Annotated in this window: 19 protein-coding genes; 6 read left to right on the forward strand and 13 right to left on the reverse strand. The window is 72.8% G+C overall.

All coding sequences use genetic code 11. From position 1 onward, the window contains the following. Nucleotides 1-30 precede the first annotated feature (30 nt). Together ligD (AC54T2_RS13710) and ligD (AC54T2_RS13715) are read right to left on the reverse strand one after the other, a co-directional pair. Nucleotides 31-933 carry a non-homologous end-joining DNA ligase gene (ligD, locus tag AC54T2_RS13710; RefSeq protein WP_496666450.1) on the reverse strand — a complete coding sequence of 301 codons (903 nt, stop codon included), beginning with the start codon at nucleotides 931-933 and terminating at the stop codon, nucleotides 31-33. Continuing rightward, a complete protein-coding gene (gene ligD / locus AC54T2_RS13715) occupies nucleotides 930-1,862 on the reverse strand; it encodes a non-homologous end-joining DNA ligase (RefSeq protein WP_496666535.1) in 933 nt (310 codons plus the stop codon). Before ligD (AC54T2_RS13715) ends, ligD (AC54T2_RS13710) begins: the two co-directional genes overlap by 4 nt. A gap of 91 nt (nucleotides 1,863-1,953) precedes the next feature. Between ligD (AC54T2_RS13715) and ku the strand changes: the two genes are divergently transcribed. Continuing rightward, on the forward strand, nucleotides 1,954-2,940 hold the full coding sequence (gene ku, locus AC54T2_RS13720; RefSeq protein WP_496666451.1) for a non-homologous end joining protein Ku: 987 nt from the start codon (nucleotides 1,954-1,956) through the stop codon (nucleotides 2,938-2,940). A 44-nt stretch (nucleotides 2,941-2,984) separates the two neighbouring features. On the opposite strand, the gene AC54T2_RS13725 is transcribed toward ku, so the two are convergent. From AC54T2_RS13725 to AC54T2_RS13735, 3 genes are all read right to left on the reverse strand, one after another. Next, a complete protein-coding gene (locus tag AC54T2_RS13725) occupies nucleotides 2,985-3,884 on the reverse strand; it encodes an alpha/beta fold hydrolase (protein WP_186340626.1) in 900 nt (299 codons plus the stop codon). 156 nt (nucleotides 3,885-4,040) lie between these two features. Continuing rightward, nucleotides 4,041-5,237: a CaiB/BaiF CoA transferase family protein gene (locus AC54T2_RS13730; protein ID WP_496666452.1), complete on the reverse strand. Its 1,197-nt coding sequence runs from the start codon at nucleotides 5,235-5,237 to the stop codon at nucleotides 4,041-4,043. A gap of 8 nt (nucleotides 5,238-5,245) precedes the next feature. Then, complete coding sequence (locus AC54T2_RS13735; RefSeq protein WP_496666453.1) at nucleotides 5,246-6,565, reverse strand: SLC13 family permease; 1,320 nt, start codon at nucleotides 6,563-6,565, stop codon at nucleotides 5,246-5,248. Nucleotides 6,566-6,686: 121 nt separating this feature from the next. Between AC54T2_RS13735 and AC54T2_RS13740 the strand changes: the two genes are divergently transcribed. Together AC54T2_RS13740 and AC54T2_RS13745 are read left to right on the forward strand one after the other, a co-directional pair. Further along, the gene (locus AC54T2_RS13740; protein ID WP_186340623.1) at nucleotides 6,687-7,394 is read left to right on the forward strand and encodes a FadR/GntR family transcriptional regulator; all 708 of its coding nucleotides are present in this window, start codon (nucleotides 6,687-6,689) and stop codon (nucleotides 7,392-7,394) included. Beyond that, complete coding sequence (locus tag AC54T2_RS13745) at nucleotides 7,391-8,161, forward strand: sulfite exporter TauE/SafE family protein (RefSeq protein WP_186340622.1); 771 nt, start codon at nucleotides 7,391-7,393, stop codon at nucleotides 8,159-8,161. Before AC54T2_RS13740 ends, AC54T2_RS13745 begins: the two co-directional genes overlap by 4 nt. 48 nt (nucleotides 8,162-8,209) lie before the next feature. On the opposite strand, the gene AC54T2_RS13750 is transcribed toward AC54T2_RS13745, so the two are convergent. Then, nucleotides 8,210-13,081, reverse strand: coding sequence for an NAD-glutamate dehydrogenase (locus AC54T2_RS13750; RefSeq protein WP_496666454.1), 4,872 nt, complete (start codon nucleotides 13,079-13,081; stop codon nucleotides 8,210-8,212). 181 nt (nucleotides 13,082-13,262) lie between these two features. Here AC54T2_RS13750 and AC54T2_RS13755 point away from each other — a divergent pair, with 181 nt between their 5' ends. Then, on the forward strand, nucleotides 13,263-13,736 hold the full coding sequence (locus tag AC54T2_RS13755; protein WP_496666455.1) for a DUF2505 domain-containing protein: 474 nt from the start codon (nucleotides 13,263-13,265) through the stop codon (nucleotides 13,734-13,736). 12 nt (nucleotides 13,737-13,748) lie between these two features. On the opposite strand, the gene AC54T2_RS13760 is transcribed toward AC54T2_RS13755, so the two are convergent. The 4 genes from AC54T2_RS13760 to AC54T2_RS13775 are packed head-to-tail and all read right to left on the reverse strand — an operon-like array spanning nucleotide 13,749 to nucleotide 17,474. After that, nucleotides 13,749-13,964 carry a hypothetical protein gene (locus AC54T2_RS13760; RefSeq protein ID WP_496666456.1) on the reverse strand — a complete coding sequence of 72 codons (216 nt, stop codon included), beginning with the start codon at nucleotides 13,962-13,964 and terminating at the stop codon, nucleotides 13,749-13,751. A 37-nt stretch (nucleotides 13,965-14,001) separates the two neighbouring features. Then, nucleotides 14,002-15,630: an L-glutamate gamma-semialdehyde dehydrogenase gene (gene pruA / locus AC54T2_RS13765; protein WP_496666457.1), complete on the reverse strand. Its 1,629-nt coding sequence runs from the start codon at nucleotides 15,628-15,630 to the stop codon at nucleotides 14,002-14,004. Nucleotides 15,631-15,672: 42 nt separating this feature from the next. Next, on the reverse strand, nucleotides 15,673-16,017 hold the full coding sequence (locus tag AC54T2_RS13770; RefSeq protein WP_496666458.1) for a DUF6912 family protein: 345 nt from the start codon (nucleotides 16,015-16,017) through the stop codon (nucleotides 15,673-15,675). Next, nucleotides 16,014-17,474, reverse strand: coding sequence for a WS/DGAT/MGAT family O-acyltransferase (locus tag AC54T2_RS13775; RefSeq protein ID WP_496666459.1), 1,461 nt, complete (start codon nucleotides 17,472-17,474; stop codon nucleotides 16,014-16,016). The genes AC54T2_RS13770 and AC54T2_RS13775 overlap by 4 nt, the downstream gene beginning before the upstream one ends. A 110-nt stretch (nucleotides 17,475-17,584) precedes the next feature. On the opposite strand from AC54T2_RS13775, the gene AC54T2_RS13780 reads away from it, so the two are divergent. Together AC54T2_RS13780 and AC54T2_RS13785 are read left to right on the forward strand one after the other, a co-directional pair. Next, complete coding sequence (locus tag AC54T2_RS13780; RefSeq protein ID WP_241005174.1) at nucleotides 17,585-18,007, forward strand: hypothetical protein; 423 nt, start codon at nucleotides 17,585-17,587, stop codon at nucleotides 18,005-18,007. Next, nucleotides 18,004-19,347 carry a hypothetical protein gene (locus AC54T2_RS13785; RefSeq protein ID WP_241005175.1) on the forward strand — a complete coding sequence of 448 codons (1,344 nt, stop codon included), beginning with the start codon at nucleotides 18,004-18,006 and terminating at the stop codon, nucleotides 19,345-19,347. The genes AC54T2_RS13780 and AC54T2_RS13785 overlap by 4 nt, the downstream gene beginning before the upstream one ends. Here AC54T2_RS13785 and AC54T2_RS13790 read toward each other — a convergent pair. The 3 genes from AC54T2_RS13790 to AC54T2_RS13800 are packed head-to-tail and all read right to left on the reverse strand — an operon-like array spanning nucleotide 19,310 to nucleotide 22,315. Next, entirely contained in the window at nucleotides 19,310-20,209 is a 900-nt protein-coding gene (locus tag AC54T2_RS13790; RefSeq protein WP_489974937.1) for a calcium-binding protein, read from the reverse strand. The genes AC54T2_RS13785 and AC54T2_RS13790 overlap by 38 nt on opposite strands. 58 nt (nucleotides 20,210-20,267) lie before the next feature. Next, nucleotides 20,268-21,581 (reverse strand): nucleotide-binding protein, encoded by a 1,314-nt coding sequence (locus AC54T2_RS13795; RefSeq protein WP_489974938.1) that lies wholly within the window; start codon nucleotides 21,579-21,581, stop codon nucleotides 20,268-20,270. 5 nt (nucleotides 21,582-21,586) lie between these two features. Further along, the gene (locus AC54T2_RS13800; protein WP_489974939.1) at nucleotides 21,587-22,315 is read right to left on the reverse strand and encodes a CpaB family protein; all 729 of its coding nucleotides are present in this window, start codon (nucleotides 22,313-22,315) and stop codon (nucleotides 21,587-21,589) included. Between the last annotated feature and the right edge of the window lie 86 nt (nucleotides 22,316-22,401).

Genomic DNA, 22,401 nt, shown 5'->3' on the forward strand with positions numbered 1-22,401 from the left:
CGGCCGTGGTCCGCCTCACCCCTGGGGGTGTCAGGCCTCGAAGACGTCGCCCAGCTCGGCGACCCGGCGGAGCACCTCGTCCATCGAGAGCTGCTCGAGCGCGAGGTCGTCGGCGGCCCCCTCCTCGACCTCCGCCCAGGTCAGCGGCGCCGCGACGGTGGGTCGCTCCCGGCCGCGCAGCGAGTAGGGGGAGATGGTCGTCTTGGAGCCGGAGTTCTGCGACCAGTCGAGGAACACCTTGCCCGGCCGCTTGGCCTTGGTCATCACGCTCGTGACCTGCTCGGGGTGCTCCCTCATCAGCTCCTCGGCGACCTCCTTGGCCAGGGCCGTCGTGCCGTCGCTGTCGAGACTGCCGCGCCCGGTGGGCAGCGGGGCGTAGAGGTGCAGCCCCTTGCTCCCGCTGAGGACGGGCGTGCAGCCGAGGTCGCGCTCGGCCAGCGCGTCGCGCACCAGCAGCGCCACCTGCGCGCACTCGTGGAGCCCAGCGGGCTCGCCGGGGTCGAGGTCGATGACGAGCCGGTCGGGGTTGCGCGGCCGGCCCCTCGCGTCGACGGTCCACTGGTGGACGTGCAGCTCGAGGGCGGCGAGGTTGGCCAGCCAGGTGAGGGTGGCGAGGTCGTCGCAGATCGGGAAGCGGATGGTGCCGTCGCCCTTGCCCGAGCGCGAGCCCGTGGTCGGCACCTCGTGCGTGCGCACCCACGACGGCGTGCGGGAGGGCGCGTTCTTCTCGAAGAAGCTCGATCCCTCGACGCCGTGCGGCCAGCGGATGCGGGTGACGGCGCGGTCGCGCAGGTGCGGCAGCAGGACCGGGGAGACCTGCGCGTAGTAGTTGAGCACCTCCCCCTTCGTCGTGCCGGTGCGCGGGTAGAGCACCTTGTCGAGGTTGCTGATGGTGAGCGTGCGGCCCTCCACGTCGACCTGCACCTCGCTCACGCCTGCCGCTCCCCTCGGGAGAGGTCCTCGGGCGTCACGTCGTCGCGCACGCCCTGGAACGACGGCTGGCGCAGCCGGTCGTAGCCCAGCCCGTGGGTGTCGACGTCCACCACGACCCGCGGCTCCACCCAGAACGTGCCGGCCGCGTCGACCCGCGGCACCTCGTCGGCGAACGGCGACGTCCCGGTCGCGAGCGGGGCGAGCAGGCCGGCGAGCCGCGCGCTGGTGGCGCCGGCGATGCCGCTGCCCACCCGTCCGCGGTAGAGCAGGCCGTCGGGCGTCTGCTCGCCGACGAGCAGGGCCGCGAGTCGGTCGGTCGTGCCGACCTGGGGGCGCCAGCCACCGACGACGAACGAGCCACGGTGGCGGTGGGCGAGCTTGCGCCAGTCCTCGCTGCGGGCGCCGAAGCGGTAGCGCGACGAGCGCCGCTTGCTCACCACCCCCTCCAGACCCTGCTGCAGGGTGGCCTCGAAGAGCATGTCGCCGTCGTCGTACGACGCCGGGACCTGCCACGTCGAGTCGGCCAGCGGCAGCCCTTCGAGCAGTGCCCGCCTCTCCTCCAGCGGCCGGGAGGTGAGGTCGTCGCCGTCGAGGCGCAGGAGGTCGAAGACCATCAGCGTGGCCGGCACCGCCGTGACGAGGCGGGCCACCTCCCGGCTGTTGCGCACGTGCATGCGGTGCTGGAGCACCCGGAAGTCGGGGACGCCGCGCTCGTTGAGGGCGATCACCTCGCCGTCGACGAGGACGTCGCGGTCGCCGAGCGGCGAGACGGCCAGGTCGGGCCAGGCCGGGGTGACGTCGTTGTCGTTGCGGCTGGTCATCCGCACGCCGCCGTCGCGGACGTCGACGAGCACGCGTACGCCGTCCCACTTGACCTCGTGCAGCCACTCGGCCCCCGCGGGCACACGGTCGGTCTTGCTGGCGAGCATCGGGCGCACGGGGTGCAGTCTGGCACCAGGGCGCGCGGGCGGCACCCCGCGAGGGGAGACGACCGTCCGTGGCGGCGGCTATCGTCGGTGCATGCGTGCGATCTGGAAGGGTGCCGTCTCCTTCGGCCTGGTCAGTGTCCCGGTCAAGCTCTACGCCGCCACGGAGAGCCACGACGTGTCCTTCCGGCAGGTGCACGCCAAGGACGGCGGCCGGATCAAGTACCAGCGGGTCTGCTCCCTCGACGGCGAGGAGGTGGCCTACGCCGACATCGCCAAGGGCTACGAGACCGAGGACGGCGAGATGGTCATCCTCACCGACGACGACATGGCCGAGCTGCCCTCGACGTCGTCGCGGGAGATCGCGGTGGAGAAGTTCGTGCCCCGCGAGCAGATCGACCCACTGCTGTTCGAGAAGTCCTACTACCTCGAGCCCGAGGGCGCCGGCGCCAAGCCCTACGCCCTGCTGCGCCAGGCCCTCAAGGACGCCGACCGGATGGCGGTGGTGACCGTCGCGCTGCGCCAGCGCACCACCATCGCGGTGCTGCGGGTGCGCGAGACCGAGGCCGGGGAGGTCATCGTGCTCCAGACGATGATGTGGCCCGACGAGGTGCGCACCCCCGACTTCAAGGTCGAGGTCGACGACGCCAAGCCGCAGGAGGTCAAGATGGCCCACATGCTCGTCGAGACGCTGTCGGGCGACTTCGACGCCACCGAGTTCGAGGACGACTACGCCGGCGCCGTCGAGGCGCTCGTGAAGTCGAAGATCGAGGGTGGGGAGATCAAGCGCACCGAGACCTCCACCAAGACCTCCGGCGAGGTCGTCGACCTCCTGGCCGCGCTGCAGAAGTCGGTCGCCGCCGCCAAGAGCGCCCGCGGCGAGGACGCCGCCTCGTCCGACGACTCCGACTCCTCTGACGCCGATTCCGACGAGGACGAGAAGCCGGCGAGGAAGAGCGCCGCGAAGAAGCCCTCGGCCAAGAAGGTGCCCGCCAAGAAGGCGGCGGCGAAGAAGTCGAGCGCCACGAAGAGCACGACCAAGAAGACCGCGGCGAAGAAGCAGGCCAGGAAGGCCAGCTGACCCTCCCCTCAGGCCGAGGGCCGGGCCGTCAGGGGCCGGGGCCGTCAGGCGCTCGCGAGGTCGCGCAGGTCGGCGAGGATCTCCTCGAACCTCGCGACCAGCGAGATGTGTCCCTCGTCGTCGAACAGGTGCGCCCGTGCGCCGGGGATCGCGGCCGCGAGCCAGCGACCGTGCTCGAAGGGCACCATCTTGTCGTGGGCGCCCTGCCAGACCGAGGTGGGCACGGTGACCTCGGCGACGTCGAAGCCCCACGGCCGCACGATCTGCAGGGTGTCCTCCACCATGCCACCGGGTCCCTGCGCCATGGCGTGGCGGAAGGATGCGGCGACGTACCCGGCGAACCCGCCCGTCAGGGCAGCGGCGTCGACCTCGTCGACCAGGCCACCGAAGGCGGCGACGATGTCGTCGGCCGTCACGGCGCCCAGCTCGGCGGCCTGCTCGGTCGCGATCGGGAGGTAGGCCTCGCGACCGGACGCCGCGGCCGCGAAGTCGCGGACGTTCTCCGGACCCATGCCGGCGCTCCAGTCGAGCCCGGCGGCGTCGAACGGGGCGACGCCCGCGAGGAGGGCCACCGACCGGCACCGCTGCGGCATGGTCGCCGCGCACGCCAGGGCGCGCGGCCCGCCGCCGGAGTGGCCGAGCGTGACGAACTCGTCGATCCCGAGGTGGTCGAGCAGGGCCGCGGTGTCGTCGGCGTCGGCGACGAGCGGCACCGGCCATCCCTCCGGCGCGGGCCGGGGGGTGGAGGCGCCGTATCCCGGGCGTGAGCACGTGACCAGCCGGAGGCCGGCTCGCCCGGCGGCGTCCCACAGGGACGGGTCGACGACCGCGGCACTCGGGGTGCCGGAGTGGTGGACGAGCGCGAGGCCGTCGGGGGCGCCGCCGGTGAGGTACTCCAGCCGTCGTCCGTCGGGCAGGGTCAGCAGCTCAGCCGGGGAGGTCATGCCGGATCGTCGCACAGGTGCTCCGCGGTCAGGACGCGCCCACTCGACCCCGATGCGCGGTCAGGACGCGCCCACTCGACCCCGATGCGCGGTCAGGACGCGCCCACTCGGCCCCGATGCGCGGTCAGGACGCGCCCACTCGGCCCCTTCGCGCGGTCACGCGCCGCCCCCGCCGATCCACGAGCGGATCTCGTCGGCGTGCTGGTCGAGCAGTGGCGGGGCGACGTGGTCGCGCCGGGTGACCTCGGTGCCCTCGGCGTCGAAGAACCGCAGCGGCGGGCCGGGCAGGGTGATGTCGCCGAGCGTGGGGTGCTCGACGTCGACGAGCAGTCCCTGGCTGGCGACCTGGTCCCACGCGTAGACCTCGTCGAGCGTGCGCACCTTGCCCGCCGGCACGCCGACCTCGGCGAGGCGGGCGAGCAGGGGCTCGGCGTCCCAGTCGGCGAAGGCCCGCTCGACCACCTCGATGACCTCCTCGCGGCGGGCGACCCGCTCGCCGTTGGTGGCCATCCCCTCGGCCTCGGGGTCGAGCCCGAAGCCCTCGCAGAACCGCTTCCACAGCCCCTCGCTGCCCAGCGCGATCTGCACCGCGCCGTCACGGCAGTGGAACAGGCCGTAGGGGGCGATCGAGGGGTGGTGGTTGCCCTGGGCGCGCCCGACCTCGCCGGCCACGGTCCAGCGGGTGCCCTGGAAGGCGTGCACCCCGACGACCGACGCGAGCAGCGACGTACGCACGACCGTGCCCTTGCCGGTGCGCTCGCGCTCGTGGAGCGCGGCGAGCACGCCGTAGGCGCCGTACATCCCCGACAGCAGGTCGGCGATGGGCACGCCGACGCGCTGCGGGTCGTCGGGACCCGACCCGGTGAGCGACATCAGGCCCGCCTCACCCTGGGCGATCTGGTCGTAGCCGGCGCGACCTCCCTCGGGACCGTCGTGGCCGAAGCCGGTGATCGAGAGCACCACGAGCCGCGGGTTGCGGCGCATCAGCTCCTCGATGCCGAGGCCGAGGCGCTCCAGCACGCCGGTGCGGAAGTTCTCGACCAGCACGTCGGCGCGCTCGACGAGGCCGACCAGCACGTCCTTGTCGACGTCGTCCTTGAGGTCGAGCGCGATCGACTCCTTGTTGCGGTTGGTGCAGAGGAAGTAGGTCGACTGGCGCGCGTCGGGCTCGCCGACGAACGGCGGTCCCCAGCCGCGGGTGTCGTCGCCGCTGCCGGGCGCCTCGACCTTGATCACCCGCGCGCCGAGGTCGCCGAGCATCTGGGTGGCGTGCGGGCCGGCGAGCGCGCGGGTGAGGTCGACGACCAGGAGGTCGGAGAGCGGGCCGGTCGGGGATGCGGTCGCGTCGGTCATGTCGGGGTTCACCATCCGGGGAGGACGAGGGCGGCCCAGACGAGCAGCGGCCCGGCCAGGGTGACGATCACGGCGTAGGTCAGGATCTGCTTGTAGTAGACCGGCTCCTCGATCGTGTCGGGCTTGTTGGCGAGCATGAGCGCACCGTTGGTCGAGAACGGGCTGACGTCGACGATGGTCGAGGCGACGGCGAGGGCCGCGACGAACATCGCCGCGTTGATGCCGCCGTCGGCGATGAGGGGCACGGCGATCGGGATGATGACCGGCAGCAGCGCGGTCGAGGAGGCGAACGCCGACACGACGCCGCCGACGTAGCAGAGGACGAGGGCACCGATGGCGGCCGCACCGAGGCCGGCGGCCCAGCTGCCGACGAACTCCGGCGAGCCGGCGGCGGTGAGGATCGTGGCGTAGGTGCTGACGCCGGCGACGAGGAGCACGGTGGGCCAGGCCACCTGGCGGATGGCGTCCTTGTGCTCGTTGGGCGAGAGCATCGCGAGGATGACCGCGGCCGTGATGGCGACGAAGCCGATGTTCTTGTCGAAGACGAGGGCGACCAGGGCCACCCCGACGAACGCGACCAGGGTGAGCACCTGGTCGCGGCGCACGCCCTGGGCCTGGGTGCCGACCGGGGCGGTCGCGCCCATCCCCCGCGCCGGCACCGTGACTCCGCCGCGGTGCAGGTCGTCGTCGAGCGTGTCGTCGTCGTCCGGGTCGATCCGCAGCGCCATCAGCTTGCGGCCGCCGAGGACCACGAAGAGGATCGCGGCCATCACCGTGTTGACGACCAGGCTGGCGAGGAAGACCGTGATCTCGCTCGAGGGCAGGCCGGCGTCCTCCATCACCGAGTTGGTGATGACGCCGTAGATGCTGATCGGCGAGAAGCCGCCGGCCTGGGCGCCGTGCACGACGAACATGCCCATCATCAGCGGGCTGATGCCGTAGCGCCCGGCGAAGCCCAGCGCGATCGGGCCGATGATCGCGCACGCGGCGGGGCTGACCGCGCCGATGCCGGTGAGGACGCCGGTGACGGCGAACATCACCCACGGGATCAGCGCCACGCGTCCGCCGACGGCGCGCACGGCCGTGCGCACGATCAGGTCGACGGTGCCGTTGTTGCGGGCGATGGCGAACAGGTAGGTGACGCCGATCAGCGTCAGGATCAGGTCGCCGCTGACGCCGGCCAGGATCTCCTTCTCGTCGAGGTCGAGGGCGTACATGCCGACGAACCACGCGGCCACGTAGGCCAGCGCGCCCATGTTGATCGGCAGCACCGTGCCGACCACGAACAACGCGACCAGCGCGATGATCGCAATCCATTCCGGACCCATTGCGGTCCCCTTCCGAGTAGAGGGCCGGCACGGCGGGGCCTCGGGGGGTGGCCCTGGTCACAGCGCGGCGCAGTGGCCTAGCCAATAGGACAATGAGCCGGATCGTCAATAGGCTGGAGACATGTCCGAGTCGTCCTCCTTCCCCCAGCGCCTGCTCCGTACGCGGCTCTACGAGCAGGTCGCCGGGCAGATCTCGGCCTGGATCGACGACAACGGGCTGACGGCGGGCGACCGGCTGCCCCCCGAGCGCGAGCTGGCCCAGCGCCTCGGCGTCAGCCGCGCCACGCTCAGCCAGGCGCTCGTCGCGCTGGAGGTGATCGGCGTGGTCGAGGTGCGCCACGGCGACGGCACCGTCGTCACCGCCGGGCACCGCACGACGCGCCGCATCGTCGACGCGATCCGCAGCCACGCCGACCGGCTGCCCGAGATCATCGAGACCCGCGACGCCCTCGAGACCAAGATCGCCGCGCTCGCCGCCGTGCGTCGCACCGACGACGACCTCGCGCGCATCGACGACGCCCTCGACGCGATGGCCGCCGACATCGAGGCCGGCGGGCGCGGCGTGGAGGGCGACGAGCGCTTCCACGGCGCGGTCACCGCCGCGTCGCACTCCCTGCTCCTGGCCCGGCTGATGGACGAGATCGGCGACCTGGTCGAGGAGACGCGGCTGGAGTCGCTCGGCCAGCCGGGCCGCCCCCAGGACTCGCTGGCCGGCCACCGCGCGATCGCCGAGGCGATCCGTGCGCAGGACGCGGCCGGCGCGGCCGAGGCGATGCACGCGCACGTGGCGCTGGTCAGCGACGTCGCGCTCCTCCGCGAGCAGCAGTGAGTCCCGCGGAGCTGGTCCTGGTCGTGGCGACCGGGCTCGCCGCCGGCGTCCTGTCGTCCACCGTCGGGGTCGCGTCGCTGCTCAGCTTCCCCGTCCTCGTCGGCCTCGGGCTGCCCCCGGTCGTCGCCAACGTCTCCAACACCATGGGGCTCATCCCCGGAGGGCTCGGCGGGGTCGTCGGCTACCGGCAGGAGGTGCGCGAGGCGGGTCGCGTGGCGTACGTGATCATGGTCGTCTGCGGCCTCGGCGCGATCCTCGGCGCCGCGCTCCTGATCGGACTGCCACCCGGCGTCTTCGAGGCGATCGTGCCCTACCTGATCCTCTTCACCTGCCTGCTCGTCGGCATCCAGCCGCGGATCGCCGCCTGGCTGCGGGCGCGCCACGAGACACGCCACGGCGTCGCCCTGGCCGAGCGCCGCCACATGTCGCCCCTGACCACCGTCTTCGCCACGATCACGGGCGTCTACGGCGGATACTTCGGCGCCGGCGCGGGGGTGATGATGGTCGCGGTGCTCGGCATCGGCACCGACCTCGAGCTGCGCGTCGTCAACGGGCTGAAGACCCTGTCGCTGATGGTCGGCAACATCGTCGCGGGCGCCATCTTCGCCGTCGTGGCCGACCCGCGCTGGGACGTCGTGGTGCTGCTCGCGGCCGGCTCGCTGGTCGGCGGCTACGTCGGCGCGCGCATCGGTCGCAAGCTGCCCGACGCGGTCTTCCGTGGTGCCGTCGTCGCGGCGGGCGTGGTGGCGGCGCTCCTGCTGTTCTGAGTCCTGGCCGGCCCGGGCCCGGCGCACAGCCGGGCCCGGGGCCGCCCCTCAGGACAGCAGGCCCCGCACCACCCGCAGGCCGACGGACAGGCGCGCCAGCTCGGCGCTCTCCTCGCGGCAGATCTCCTCGAGCGTCTTGGCCGCCCGCCCGACCAGCTGCGCGTCGGCCTCCTCCCACGCCGCCACCCGGGCCGGCGCCGGGTCGGCGGCGTCGGTCGACTCCAGCACCTGCGCCGTGAGCTGCTGGTGCACACCGTAGAGGTCGTCGCGCACCGCGGCCCGCGCCATCGTCTGCCACCGGTCGTCGCGAGGCAGGCCGAAGATCCGCTCCACCATGGCCGGCAGCCCCAGTCGCTCGCCCAGGGCGAAGTGCACCCGGGCCACCTCGACGGGGTCGAGGTCGAGCCGGTCGGCGGTCTCCACGATGCCGAGCAGCGCGTAGGCCGAGGCCAGCACCGCCACCCGGGACGCCAGGTCGGCGGGGACGCCCTGGTCGGTCAGCCGCTTCTCCCGGGCCTGGTAGTCGTCGAGCTCGCGCCCGCTCATGATCTCCGGCAGCGCGGCCATGACCGTCTGCACGCGCTCGCGGAAGAACTCGACCGTGGCCCTCGAGTCGAGCGGGGGCCGCCGGTTGGTGACCAGCCAGCGCGACGCGCGCTCGACGAGGGTGCGCATCTCGATGCGCATCCGGGTCTGCCGCTCGGCGGGCACCTGGTTGTCGAGCGCCGCGATCTCCTGGCGCAGCGGCAGCGAGCCGAAGATCTCGCGCGCGACGAAGTTGGCACGGGTCAGGTCGGCCGGGCTCGCGCCGGTCTCGCCCTGGAGCCGCGGCCAGAACGTCATGCCGGCGCCGTTGACCAGGTCGTTGACCACCTGGGTCACGATGATCTCGCGCCGCAGGGGGTGGTCCTCGATGGCCGCCTCGAGGTCGGGCAGCATCTGCCTCGGGAAGTAGCCCAGCAGGTCCTCGCGCAGGTAGGGGTCGTCGGGCAGGTCGGAGTCGATGAGCTCCTCGGCCAGCACGATCTTCGTCCACGCCAGCAGCACCGAGAGCTCGGGCGTCGACAGCGCCTGCTTGCGGTCGAGGCGGCGGCGGACCTGACGAGTGCTGGGCAGCCCCTCGAGCTCGCGGTTGAGCACGCCGCGGCGCTCGAGCGCGCGCATCCACTCCTCGTGCACGTGCAGCAGCGACGGCGCGTGCGCCTGGGCGTTGGCGAGCGCGAGGTTCTGCTCGTAGTTGTCGCGCAGGACCAGCTCGCCGACCTCGTCGGTCATCGCGGCGAGGAGCGTGTTGCGCGCGTCCTCGTCCATCGCACCCGCGCGCACCACGCGGTCGAGCAGGATCTTGATGTTGACCTCGTGGTCGGAGGTGTCGACGCCGGCGGAGTTGTCGATGAAGTCGGTGTTGATCCGCCCGCCGTCGCCGTTGACGCCGAACCGGGCGTACTCCACGCGACCGAGCTGGGTGAAGCCGAGGTTGCCGCCCTCCCCCACGCAGCGGGCCCGCAGGTCCTCGCCGTTGACGCGGATCGCGTCGTTGGCCTTGTCGCCGGCGTCGGCGTTGGTCTCCTCCGAGGACTTCACGTAGGTGCCGATGCCGCCGTTCCAGAGCAGGTCGACCGGCGCGAGCAGGATCGCCTTCATCAGCTCGGCGGGGGTGAGCGCGGTGACGTCGGCGCCCAGCCCGAGCACCTGGCGCACCTGCGCCGACACCGGGATCGACTTGGCCGAGCGGGGCCACACCCCGCCGCCCTCGGAGATGAGGGAGGTGTCGTAGTCGCGCCAGCTCGACCGCGGCAGCTCGAAGAGCCGGCGCCGCTCGGCGTACGACGTCGCGGCGTCGGGCGAGGGGTCGATGAAGATGTCGCGGTGGTCGAACGCCGCCACCAGCCGGGTGTGCTCGGAGCAGAGCATGCCGTTGCCGAAGACGTCGCCGGACATGTCGCCGATGCCCACCGCGGTGAAGTCCTCGGTCTGGCAGTCGACGCCCATCTCGCGGAAGTGGCGCTGGACCGAGACCCACGCGCCGCGGGCGGTGATGCCCATCGCCTTGTGGTCGTAGCCCACCGACCCGCCGGAGGCGAAGGCGTCGCCCAGCCAGAAGCCGTAGTCCTTGGCCACGCCGTTGGCGATGTCGGAGAACGTCGCGGTGCCCTTGTCGGCCGCGACGACGAGGTAGGAGTCGTCGCCGTCGTGGCGCACCACCTCGCGGGGCGGCACGGTCCGGCCGTCGACGAGGTTGTCGGTGATGTCGAGCAGGCCCGAGATGAACATGCGGTAGCAGGCCACGCCCTCGGCCAGCCACGCGTCGCGGTCGGAGGGGTCGGGGAGCTGCTTGCAGAAGAACGCGCCCTTGGCCCCCACCGGGACGATCACGGTGTTCTTCACCATCTGCGCCTTGACCAGGCCCAGCACCTCGGTGCGGAAGTCGTCGCGACGGTCCGACCAGCGCAGGCCGCCGCGCGCGACGGCGCCGAAGCGCAGGTGGGAGCCCTCGACGCGCGGGCTGTAGACGAAGATCTCGAAGCGCGGTCGCGGCTCGGGCAGCTCGGGGATGGCCGACGGCTCGAGCTTGAACGAGATGTAGGGGTGCACGTCGCCGTCGGCGGAGCGCTGGAAGAAGTTGGTGCGCAGCGTCGCGCGGATCAGCGTGCGGTAGGAGCGCAGGATGCGGTCGTGGTCGAGGCTGACGACGTCGTCGAGGGCCCTGGCCAGCCGCTCCTCCACCGCCTCCACCTTCGCCACGCGCGCCTCCGCGTCGTGCTCGAGCGCCCGGCCGTCGCGGCCGGGGTCGAAGCGCGCCTCGAAGAGCTCGACGAGCAGGCGGGTGATGTCGACGTTGCTGCGCAGCGCCTCCTCGATGTAGTCGAGGGCGAAGGGCGAGTTGCCCTGCTTGAGGTACTTCGCGTAGGCGCGCAGCACGGTGGCCTGGCGCCAGGTCAGCCCGGCCGCGAGCACGAGCCGGTTGAAGCCGTCGATCTCGTTGTAGCCGTCCCACACCGCGCGCAGCGCCTCCGCGAACAGCGCTCGCTCGCGGGGGGCCAGCACCCGGCCGTGGCGCAGGCCGAACTCGTAGATGAACGACGGGCGCGCGAGCCCGCTGAGCTCGTAGGGCCGCTCGTCGACGACCTCGACGCCCATCGAGGTGAGCATCGGCAGCATCGCGCTCAGCGACAGGGGCTCGCCCACGCGGAAGACCTTGAGCCGCGACTCGCCCCGGCGGTAGGTGCCGCGGACCTCGTCCTGGTCGAAGAGCGCGAGGTCGATGCCCTCCTCGCCCTGGATGGCCTCGATGCGCCCGAGGTCGGCCGAGGCGCGCTGGGGCTGGTAGTCCTCCTTGTAGGCCTCGGGGAACGCCTCGGACCACGCCCGCGCCAGCGTCGACCCCTCGTCGACGCCGTACTCGGCGACCACGGCCGCCACGAAGTCGTCGCGCCACGAGCGCGAGGCCTCCATCAGCCGCCGCTCGAGGTCGGGCACGTCGATCTCGGGCACCTGCGCGCCCTTGGGCGGGTGCACCACGAAGTGCACCCGCGCGGTCGTCGACTCGTTGACCCGGGCGGTGAACTCGACGTGCTCGCCGCCGAGCTGCTCGCGCAGGATCTCGGAGAACCGCTCACGCACGGCCGTGTTGTAGCGGTCGCGCGGGAGGTAGACGAGGACCGAGACGTAGCGCCCGTAGGTGTCGCGGCGCACGAACGCGCGCAGCTGGCGGCGCTCGCGGGCGCTCATCACGTCCTGCGCGACCGGGGCCAGCTCGTCGGGCGAGGTGTGGAAGAGCTCGTCGCGGGGGTAGTTCTCCAAGGTGTCCATCAGCGCCTTGCCGGCGTGGCTGCGCGGGTCGAAGCCGGCGTGGCGCATCACCTCGGTGACCTTCTCGCGCAGCACCGGGATGCGGGTGACCGACTCGGTGTAGGCGGCGCTGGAGAACAGGCCGAGGAAGCGGCGCTCGCCGACCACCTCGCCGTCGGGGCCGAACGTCTTCACCCCGACGTAGTCGAGGTAGGCCGGACGGTGCACGGTGGCGCGCGAGTTGGCCTTCGCCAGCACCAGCAGCCTCTTCTCCCGAGCCTTGGCCTTGACCAGCGGGGGCAGCTTGGCGAACGACGTCGACAGGTCCTGGTCGTGGCGCAGGATGCCCAGCCCGGAGCCCGGCACGGCCCGGAGCCCGCACTCCTCGGGCGCGCCCTCCTCGGCCTCGAGCTGGTACTCGCGGTAGCCCAGGAAGGTGAAGTGGTCGTCGGCCAGCCAGGTGAGGAAGTCGCGGCCCTGGCGCAGCTCCTCCGCCGGCAGCGGCGGCGGCGCCTGGTCGAGCTCGGCGACCACGGCGAGGGCCTGGGCGTGCATCTTCTGCCAGTCCTCGACCGACTCGCGCACGTCGCGGAGGACCCGCTGCAGCGCCTCGGTGATCTCGGCGGCCTCCTCGTCGTCGGTGCGGTCGATCTCGAGGTGCATCCACGACTCGGTGGCCTCGGGAGCCTCCGTGGTGCCGCTGGTCGCGGCCCGGGGCTCGTGGGCGTGCACGTGCTGGAGCGCGCCGGTGATGTCGCGCTCGACGGCCAGCTGGGGGTGGACCACCGCGTACACGGTGTGCCCGAGGCGGTTGAGCTCCATCGTCACGGAGTCCACGAGGAAGGGCATGTCGTCGGTGACCACCTCGACGACGGAGCGGCCCGACGCCGACCAGCCGGAGCCGGCGATCGTGGGGGTCACCACGCGCACGGCGGCGGTGCCCTGCGGTCGCGCCGAGGCGAGCTCGCGGTGCGACGCCACGGCGCCGAGCAGGTCGTCCGGGGACCGCTCGGCGACCTCCTCCGGAGCGACGTGGCGGTAGTAGGCCCGGAGCAGGTCGCCCCACTCCGGACGGTCCGCCGTCGCCGCTTTGAGCTGCTGGTCCTTGGTCTCCTCAGGCGTGGCCACGCATCGACCCTAGGACGCGCGATGTGACCGTCACAACACGGGTCCGTGGCGCCGCACTCGCGAGCCTTCCACGGGCACGGACGTCACCGTCCTCGCCGCGTCGCGACTGGTCGGCCATGATGGGTCACCGGTCGGGACGCCCGTCCCGACCGCCCGCACGAACACTCCGGAGGACCCCCAGATGGGCAAGCGCGTGGTCAAGGACATCACCTACGACGCCCCGCTCGACGAGGTGTGGGCGATGCTCACCGACCCGGCGTTCCGCGAGCGGGTGCTCGAGCGGATGAAGGTCGTGCGGGGCAGCGTCGTGGTCGAGGACGGGGTGGTGACCCTCGACCAGGTGCAGTCCGCCTCCGGCCTGCCGTCGTTCGCCACCAAGCTGGTCGGCGACGAGATCCGCATCGTGCAGGTGGAGACCTGGCGCTCCCCCGAGCGCGCCGACATCGAGGTCACGATCCCGGGCAAGCCGGGCGAGATGTCCGGCACGGCGACGCTCACCGAGTCGGGCGGCCGCACCACCCAGCGGGTCGACCTCGAGGTCACCGTGCGCCTGCCGCTGGTCGGCGGCAAGATCGAGGGGCTCGTCGGCGACCTGCTCCTCAAGGCGCTCGACGCCGAGCACCGCACGGGCGTCGAGTGGCTCGCGTCCCGGTGACCGACCCGGTCCTCAGCTGAGCCGGTCGCTCCCGGGTGCGGTGCGGCTCTCCGCCTGCCCGGAGTCGTCAGGCGACTCGACACGGTCGTCCTCGCGGCGGCGCAGCCACACCACCAGGCCGAGCAGCACGAACGGCCCGAAGGCGAGCAGCAGCGTCAGCGCCTGCTCGTAGGGGTGGAGCGCCCCCATGTGCCACAGGGGACGGAGCGGGAGGACGGGGACGAGCACGCCCCCATCCTCCCCCATCCGGCCGAGGGCCGGGACGTCAGCCCTGGTGGGGGTAGCGGTGGTCGGTCGGAGGCACGAAGGTCTCCTTGATCGAGCGCGGTGAGGTCCAGCGCAGCAGGTTGACCGCGGCACCGGCCTTGTCGTTGGTGCCCGACGCCCGACCGCCGCCGAACGGCTGTTGGCCGACCACGGCACCGGTGGGCTTGTCGTTGACGTAGAAGTTGCCGGCCGCGAACCGCAGCGTCTTGCGCGCCCACGCGATCGCCGAGCGGTCCTGGGCGATGATCGCGCCGGTCAGCGCGTACGGGGCGAACGACTCCATCTGTGCCACCACCGACTCGAAGTCGGCGTCGTCGTAGACGTGCACGGCCAGGATCGGCCCGAAGTACTCCTCGGAGAACATCTGGTCGGTCGGGTCGCTCGACTCCACGATCGTGGGCCGCACGAACCAGCCCACCGAGTCGTCGGTCTGCCCGCCGGCGAGCAGGGCGAGGTGGTCGGTGCCCTCGACCCGCGCAATGGCCAAGCGGTGCTTGGCGAACGCCCGGTCGTCGATGACCGCGCCCATGAAGTGGGACAGGTCGGTCACGTCGCCCATGGTGAGCGCCTCGGTGTCGGCGATGAGCTGGTCCTTGATCTTCGCCCACACCGAGCGCGGGACGTAGGCGCGCGAGGCCGCCGAGCACTTCTGGCCCTGGTACTCGAACGCGCCCCGGATCATCGCGACCCGCAGCACGTCGGGGTCGGCGCTGGGGTGGGCGACGATGAAGTCCTTGCCACCGGTCTCGCCCACGATGCGCGGGTAGGAGCGGTAGCCGGCGATGTTCTCCCCCACTGTGCGCCACAGGTGCTGGAACGTCGGGGTGGAGCCGGTGAAGTGGATGCCGGCCAGGTCGCGGTGCGCCAGCGTCACCGTGGAGACGTCGAGGCCGTCGCCGGGGAGCATGTTGATCACGCCCGGCGGCATCCCGGCCTCCTCGAGCAGCTCCATCGTCAGCGACGCGGCCAGCTGCTGGGTCGGCGACGGCTTCCAGATCACCGTGTTGCCCATCAGCGCCGGGGCGGTCGGCAGGTTGCCCGCGATCGCGGTGAAGTTGAACGGCGTGATCGCGTAGACGAAGCCCTCGAGGGGGCGGTGGTCGGTGCGGTTCCAGATGCCGGGGCTGTTGGCGATCGGCTGGTCGGTGAGGATCTGCTTGGCGTAGTGGACGTTGAAGCGCCAGAAGTCGATCAGCTCGCACGCCGCGTCGATCTCGGCCTGCACCGCCGTCTTCGACTGCCCCAGCATCGTCGCGGCGTTGAGCCGCTGCCGCCACGGTCCGGCCAGCAGGTCGGCGGCCTTGAGGATGATCGCGCACCGCTCGTCGAACGGCATCCCCCGCCAGCCCGGCGCGGCCTCGGCGGCCGCCGCGATCGCGTCCTCAGCGTCCTTCGTGGTCGCGTTGCGCAGCGTGCCCAGCACGTGGGCGTGGTCGTGCGGCTGCACGACCTCGATCTCGGCGCCGCCGCCGTCACGGCGCTCGCCGCCGATCACGGCCGGGAGGGAACGCTGCTGCGTCTCCAGCCGCGCCAGCTCCGTCACGAGGGTCTCTCGCTCCGCGGTGCCGGGCGCGTAGGTCAGGTTGGGCTCGTTGGTGGGAGCCGGCGGAAAGGTGATCGCGTCCATGCCGTGATCGTGTCAGAGAGGCCAGCGGGCACCAAGCGGCCGTCAGCGCGAGGCGAGCAGGTCGCCGATCTCCTGGGTCGCCCACCAGGCGAGGTCGTCGTCGGCGTCGGCGTCGTCGTCGGTGTCGACGTGCGCGGCGACCACGTCGCGCCACCGGACCGGTCCGTCGTCCGCCGCAGTCTCGACGACCACCACGACCCGCCGGCGACAGCCGTCGGGCAGCCCGGCCACCAGCTCGGCCGAGGCGTCCGCTGCGCGCATCAGGGCGACGTACTCGCTCTCCTCGCCGTCGTCGGCGGCCACGACCGCGCCGGTCGTGCGCGGTCCGTCCGCCTCCCAGTCCTCGGCCAGCCGCGCGAGCGTCGACGGGAGGTAGCGCCGGGTCACGTCGTCGCCTTTCGCGGCGTCCTCGGTGTCGCCTTCCGGCGACCCCGCGGGGCGCGGGGTCGGGTGTCGGAGGCGGAGTCCTTGAGCTCGTCGAGGGCGTCGCAGACGCTCTGGGCGAGCACGTCGGCGTCGGGCACGGCGTCGCGGTCGGTGGTGATGCCGTAGAACACCCCGCCGTCGTAGGACGTCACCCCGATGGCGATCGGGTGGTCGGGCAGCAGCGGGTGCACGGGATAGGACTCGAGCATCCGGGCGCCGTCGGCGTAGAGCGGGAACTGTGGTCCGGGGACGTTGGTGACCGAGATGTGGAAGCCGCGCCGCATCTCGGCGGCGGCGAGTCGCGAGCCGAGCGCATGGAAGGTCGTCGGCGCGAACCCGGCGATCCCGGAGAGCCGCCGCGCCGAGACGTTGCGGCCGTTGTCGCGGTGGGCGCGCAGGTCGTAGCTGACCTGGTGGAGCCGCACCACCGGGCTGGGCTCGCCGATCGGCAGGTGCACGAGGTGACCGGTGATCTGGGTGCCGAGCGAGGTGGACTCGAGCTCGTCGTCGATGACCGACATCGGCACGATCGCCTTGATCGTCCGCAGCCCGCCCAGCGACTCGTTGCGCGCCATCAGCCAGCTGCGGAGGCCGCCGGCCAGCGTGGCGAGGATGACGTCGTTGACCGTGCCGCCGTGCACCTCGCGGACCGCCCGGTAGTCGGAGAGCTCGGTGCGCACCGTCACGAAGCGGCGCTGCTGGGACAGCCGCCGGTGCACCGGGGTGGCATGGACCGGCCCGCGACCGGCGAGCGCGTTGGCCACCTGCACCATCCGGGCGCCCGACGCGGACGCCGCGCGACCCAGCGAGTCGGCGTTGGCACGGGTCGTCAGCCAGAGGGTGCGCGGGCTCTCGAGGGTGTCGGTGACGGCGTCGAACGCCGCGGACACCGGGCCGGGGGGCCGGCGCGGGCGCCAGTCGTCGTGGCCCAACGGCGATCGGTCGGGCGAGGTGTCGAGCAGCACCTGGCCGATGTCGACGGTCTCGCGTCCGTCGACCAGGATCTGGTGGCTCTTGGTCAGCAGGGCGACCCGGCCGTGCTCGAGGCCCTCCACGACGTAGCACTCCCAGAGCGGCCGGTTGCGGTCGAGGGGACGCGAGGCGATGCGCGCGACGAGGTCGCGGAGCTGGTCCATCGAGCCCGGGCGCGGCAGCGCCGAGCGGCGCACGTGGTAGCCGAGGTCGAAGCCCTCGTCGTCGACCCAGGCCGGATTGGCCAGACGTGCGGGCACCATCTGGAGGCGCTGGCGGTAGCGCGGGACGAACGCGATCCGGTCGCCGATCAGCCGGACCAGCCGGTCGTGGTCGAAGCCGGAGTCACCCGGGTCGAAGATCTCGACCGTGGCGTTGTGCATGGGCGTCGTGGGGGACTCGGCGGCCAGGATGGCCAGGTCCCGCGGCCGGAGCCGCTCACTCATGTGCTGCCCTCTCGTCGATGATCTTGTCCCGCATGGGATTCTGACAGAGGCTGCGAGCCGGCGTCCGCGCCGGCCGCTGCCCGTCCCTCACCCCGCCGAAGGAGATGTCCGTGTCCGGTCGCGTCCTCGCGCGCCTCACCCCTGTCGTGCTCGTCCTGGCCGTCTCGCTCACCGCGTGCGGCGACGACGACACCTCGTCGCCGTCCGGGTCCTCGTCCCCGTCGTCCTCCTCGTCCTCCCCGTCCTCCTCGTCGGGGTCCTCGGAGTCGGGCTCCGCGACCGTGTCGGTGACGCGGGAGGGCGACACCTTCACCCCCAACGGGGAGCGCGTCGAGCTGGCGGTGGGCCAGACCCTGGTCCTGACGATCGACTCCGACGAGCCTGGTGAGCTGCACGTCCACAGCACCCCCGAGCAGGAGATCTCCTACGACGAGGGCACCTCGGAGCACGAGATCACCATCGACCGGCCCGGCGTGGTCGAGGTCGAGAGCCACGACCCGGACATCGTCCTGCTCCAGCTCGAAGTCCGGTGAGCGCGGGGGCCTCCGGCGTGGGCGGAGCGATCTCGGCGCACGGCCTGGGCGGCGCCAAGGACCTGCCGATCCCCTCCGAGCTGGCGATCGCCGGCGCCGTCGCCGCACTCGTCGTCTCCTTCACCGTGCTCGCGGTGGCCTGGCGCGAGCCGCGCTACGACGCCGCCACCAGCGGCCGGCCGGCGCCGGCATGGCTCGACCGACTGGTGTCCTCGCGTGCGCTGGCGGTGACCGCCCGCGTGCTGGGCATGGCGTTCTTCCTCTACGTCGCCGCCGCGGCGGTGTTCGGCCAGGACTCCCTGATCAACCCGTTCCTGGGCACCTTCTACGTGCTGCTGTGGGTGGGCATCGTGCCGGCGTCGCTGCTCCTCGGCCCGGTCTTCAAGGCGGTCAGCCCGGCGCGGACCATCAGCATGGCCTTCGCGAAGGTGTCCGGCGTGCCCGAGGGTCAGGGGCTCTACGCCTATCCCGCCCGGCTCGGCTACTGGCCGGCGGCCGCCGGGCTCTTCGCCTTCGTCTGGCTCGAGCTGGTCTACCCCTACTCGACCGACGTGGGCCCCGTCCGGCTGTGGTGCGCGGCCTACCTCGGCATCATGTTCATCGGCTCGGCGCTGTGGGGCACCACGTTCCTCGAGCGTGCCGACCCCTTCGAGGTCTACTCCTCGCTGGTCGCCAAGCTGTCGATCTGGGGACGCCGCGACGGCGTGCTGGTGCTGCGCAGCCCGCTCGCCAACCTCGACACTGTGGTGCCCCGGCCGGGCCTGGTCGCCGTGGTCGGCGTGCTCTTCGGCAGCACCGCCTTCGACTCCTTCCGCGAGTCGACGCCCTGGCTCCAGCTCGTGCAGTCGCTGTCGGGCTCGCGGGTGTGGCCCGACACGCTGGCGCTCATCGCGTTCTCCGCCGGGGTCGCCCTCGTCCTGACGATCGCGACGATGGCCACGGGGGTCACCAGCGACACGCCCCGGCGGGCCCTGCCCGACCTGTTCGCGCACTCCGTGGTGCCCATCATCGTGGGCTACATCGTGGCCCACTACCTGACCTACTTCGTCGAGTACGGCCAGCAGACGCTGATCCAGCTGAGCGATCCCTTCAGCCGCGGCGACAACTACCTCGGCACGGCCGACCTTCAGGTCGACTACTGGCTCTCGTCGCACCCGACGTTCCTCGCAGTCACCAAGGTGCTCGCGGTCGCGCTCGGCCACGTCGTCGGCGTGGTGGCGGCCCACGATCGCGCGATCAAGCTGCTGCCGCCGCGGCACCAGCTGACCGGTCAGCTGCCGTTGCTGGCAGCGATGGTCTGCTTCACCGTGGGAGGTCTGTACCTGCTGTTCGCGGCATGACGGCCCGCTGCGGCGGCACCGGCCCGTAGGGCCAGCCCTCGGGCAGGACGTCGGTGACCGTGACGATCTCGCACGACCCGCGGTAGTCGATCACGTCGGCCGGGTCGCGCCAGCCGACGAAGACCACCCGGTCGGCGTCGCCGTTGTCGCCCTGCGTCGGGTCGTCGCAGTGGATCTTGTCGCGCTGGCCGTCGGGCAGGACGTAGATCGTGTCGTTGCCCTGCTCGGTGAACACCTTGTCGGCGCCGGGGCCGAGGAAGACGACGTCGTCGCCCTCGTCGCCCTTGATCTTGACGTCGTCGCCCGCGCCGTCGATCAGCACGTCGTCGCCGGGGCCCCCCTGGATCGCGCCGTCGTCGCCGGGGCCGGCGTCGATCCAGTCGTTGCCGTCGTTGCCGATGTGCTTGTCGATGCCGTCGCCGCCGTGGAGGCGGTCGTCGCCGGGGCCGCCGCCGACGAGGTCGTTGCCCGCCTCGCCGTGGACCACGTCGTTGCCGGGCCCGGCGGTGAGCTTGTCGTTGCCCTCGCCGCCGTAGATCTCGTCGTCGCCCTGCCCGCCGTCGATCGAGTCGTCGCCGAGCCCGCCGGCACCCCAGTCGTCGCCGGGCTGCAGGGTGATCCAGTCGTTGCCGTCGTCACCGGTCACGGTGTCGTGGCCCTTGCCGGCGAAGATGGTGTCGTGCCCGCCGCGGCCCTTCACCTTGTCCGCGCCACCGAGCGACATGATCCGATCGGCGCGGTTCTTGCCGCGGATGACGTCGTCGCTGGTGGTGCCCATGGTGAGCTTGGCCGACCAGGCCGGGCCGGCCGCCAGGACGACGACCAGGCTCGTGAGGATGGTGAGTCGCAGTTGAGGTGGCATACGAACAAAATAGGTCAAATCTTGATCTTTTACAGAGTCTTGGCCCACCTGGGACGCCTCATCCGGCCGCCGCCGCCCGTCTGCCGCGCCCCGGCCCGCGGGCTCGCCGGAAAGGCCAGCGACGGGGGCCCGAGCGGTCGCCGGTGGTCCGGTCGCCGGGGACCGCGTGCTCGGGGAACACCGCGTCGGCCAACGCACCGACGCCCTGGGCCAGCGCCGAGTCGCCGAGGTCGACGACCGCACGGCCGCTGACCAGCGCGCGGTCGAGCCCGGCGCGGTCGTCGGGGAGGAAGTGCAGGCCGGCGACCCTGCTGAAGCCCTCGACCATGCCGGCGATCTCCTTCTCCGACCACCCGATCGAGGAGCGCATGCGGTTGACGACCACGCGCACCGGCGTGGGCGCCCCACGCTCGCGCAGATCGACCAGCGCCCGAGCGAGCCGGGTCAGGCCGACCGGATCGGCCGATCCCACGACCACGACCTCGTCGGCCTGCTCCAGCGCCGCCAGGGTCAGTGCGTTGCGCCCCGGCCGTCCGCTCAGGTCGGAGCCGGCCTCGTCCTCGAGGCTGAACCCGGTGTCGACCACGACGTCCCCGTGGGCGCGGGCACGCTGGAGCAGCCGGTCGACCTGAGCCCCCCTGACCTCGCGCCACCGGTCGGCGCGTGGCAGCCCGGTGACCACCGCGAGGTGCTCGCCGACGCCCCGGCACACCGACGCGAACCGCTCGTCGAGCTGGCCGGCGGCCGCGAGCCGGGAGGCGGAGAGGAGCCCGGAGACCTCGTCGAGGATCCCCAGCTGCTGCGCCACGGCGCCGCCGTAGGGGTCGAGGTCGGCGAGCACGACGGGCACGCCACGACGGGCCACCTCGGACGCCAGGCTGGTCGCGACCGTCGTTCGGCCCGGAGCGCCGGCCGGACCCCACACCGCCACGACCCGGCCCCAGACGGGGGCGGCACCGGGCTCGGCGTCGGGCGGGTCGGGCACGGGCGCGCCCTCGTGCCCGGCCCGGGTGTCGACGTCGTCGAGCGTGGTGACGACCCGCGGCAGGGTCGCCAGCTCGCCACGGCCGACGAGCGCGCTGATGCCCAGGCGTCCGGCGTGCTCACGCGCGTCGAGGTCCTCCGGGAGGGCCGAGGTGACGGCGACGGGGCGCACCGCGTGGCGGTGCAGGTGCGCGATGCTCGCCGGGTCGAGCCCCGGGGCGTCGAGCGAGACCACGGCGACGTCGGCCTGCCCGCTGGCGACGGCCGCGAGCAGGTCGTCGACGTCGACGCAGCGCTTCAGCACGACCACCCCCGGATGGGCCTCGAGGTCGGCCAGCGCCGGCGACTCCCACGGCTCGCCCGCTGCGAGCAGCAGCACGCAGATCACGGCGATCAGCCCCGGCCGACCACGCGGAGCCGGTCGTCGCCGACGGCCGCCAGCACCGTGCCGAGGGCCTCGTCGTCGGCCTCGGGCACCGCCAGCACCAGCTGGCGGGCGGTCGCGGAGGCGAACGCGTCGGACACCACGGGCGCGTCGAGGACCACCACGTCGGCCAGCACCAGCTCCGCGGGCGGCCCGGAACGCCGCTGCGCCAGGCCGGGCTCGGGCACCACCCAGACGTCGACCCGCGACCCCCGGACCAGGCCGGTGGGCACGTGCTCGGCCGCGACCGCGATCGAGAGCGACACCGTGTCGCCCGCCGCCTCCTCCCCCAGCGCCGAGGCGGGCACCAGCTCCCCGGCCGTCAGCGCCCGGGTCAGGGTCAGCGCCGCGGGCAGCTCGTCGTCCACGGCGAGGTAGCGGGCGTGGTCGGCGGAGTCGTCGAAGCGCACCAGCGTCGCCTCGAGGTCGTCGGCGGTCAGCGTCTGCCCCGCCACCAGGTCGGCCGAGGCCGACCACACCGGGGTCATGTCGTCGGCCCCGGAGAGCAGCCGCGCGCCGGCCACCACCGAGCCCGTCACGAGCACGACCCCGATCCAGAGCCGGGGATCGCGCCACCCCGGCGTGGTGGCGCGGATGGCCGCCGGCACCACGCCCGCCCCGTCACCCGCCGGCGTGGTGGCGAGTGGGCCGTGGCGGCTGATGCTGCGGGAGGTGGTCCGAGACGTGGTCCGAGGCACGACGCCATCATTGCCCCGGGGGGCGGACTTCACACCTGGCTCTCCACAGCCCACGGCCGGGCGGCGCCGGGCGCCGGACGTGCGGT

The organism is Nocardioides sp. Z35_8, assembly GCF_059621125.1.

Excerpts from the sequence above, each read along its gene's own strand:
- ligD (WP_496666535.1), bottom strand. The coding sequence starts at position 1,862 with ATGCTCGCCAGCAAGACCGACCGTGTGCCCGCGGGGGCCGAGTGGCTG.
- ku (WP_496666451.1), top strand. The coding sequence starts at position 1,954 with ATGCGTGCGATCTGGAAGGGTGCCGTCTCCTTCGGCCTGGTCAGTGTC.
- AC54T2_RS13725 (WP_186340626.1), bottom strand. The coding sequence starts at position 3,884 with ATGACCTCCCCGGCTGAGCTGCTGACCCTGCCCGACGGACGACGGCTG.
- AC54T2_RS13730 (WP_496666452.1), bottom strand. The coding sequence starts at position 5,237 with ATGACCGACGCGACCGCATCCCCGACCGGCCCGCTCTCCGACCTCCTG.
- AC54T2_RS13735 (WP_496666453.1), bottom strand. The coding sequence starts at position 6,565 with ATGGGTCCGGAATGGATTGCGATCATCGCGCTGGTCGCGTTGTTCGTG.
- AC54T2_RS13740 (WP_186340623.1), top strand. The coding sequence starts at position 6,687 with ATGTCCGAGTCGTCCTCCTTCCCCCAGCGCCTGCTCCGTACGCGGCTC.
- AC54T2_RS13755 (WP_496666455.1), top strand. The coding sequence starts at position 13,263 with ATGGGCAAGCGCGTGGTCAAGGACATCACCTACGACGCCCCGCTCGAC.
- pruA (WP_496666457.1), bottom strand. The coding sequence starts at position 15,630 with ATGGACGCGATCACCTTTCCGCCGGCTCCCACCAACGAGCCCAACCTG.
- AC54T2_RS13775 (WP_496666459.1), bottom strand. The coding sequence starts at position 17,474 with ATGAGTGAGCGGCTCCGGCCGCGGGACCTGGCCATCCTGGCCGCCGAG.
- AC54T2_RS13790 (WP_489974937.1), bottom strand. The coding sequence starts at position 20,209 with ATGCCACCTCAACTGCGACTCACCATCCTCACGAGCCTGGTCGTCGTC.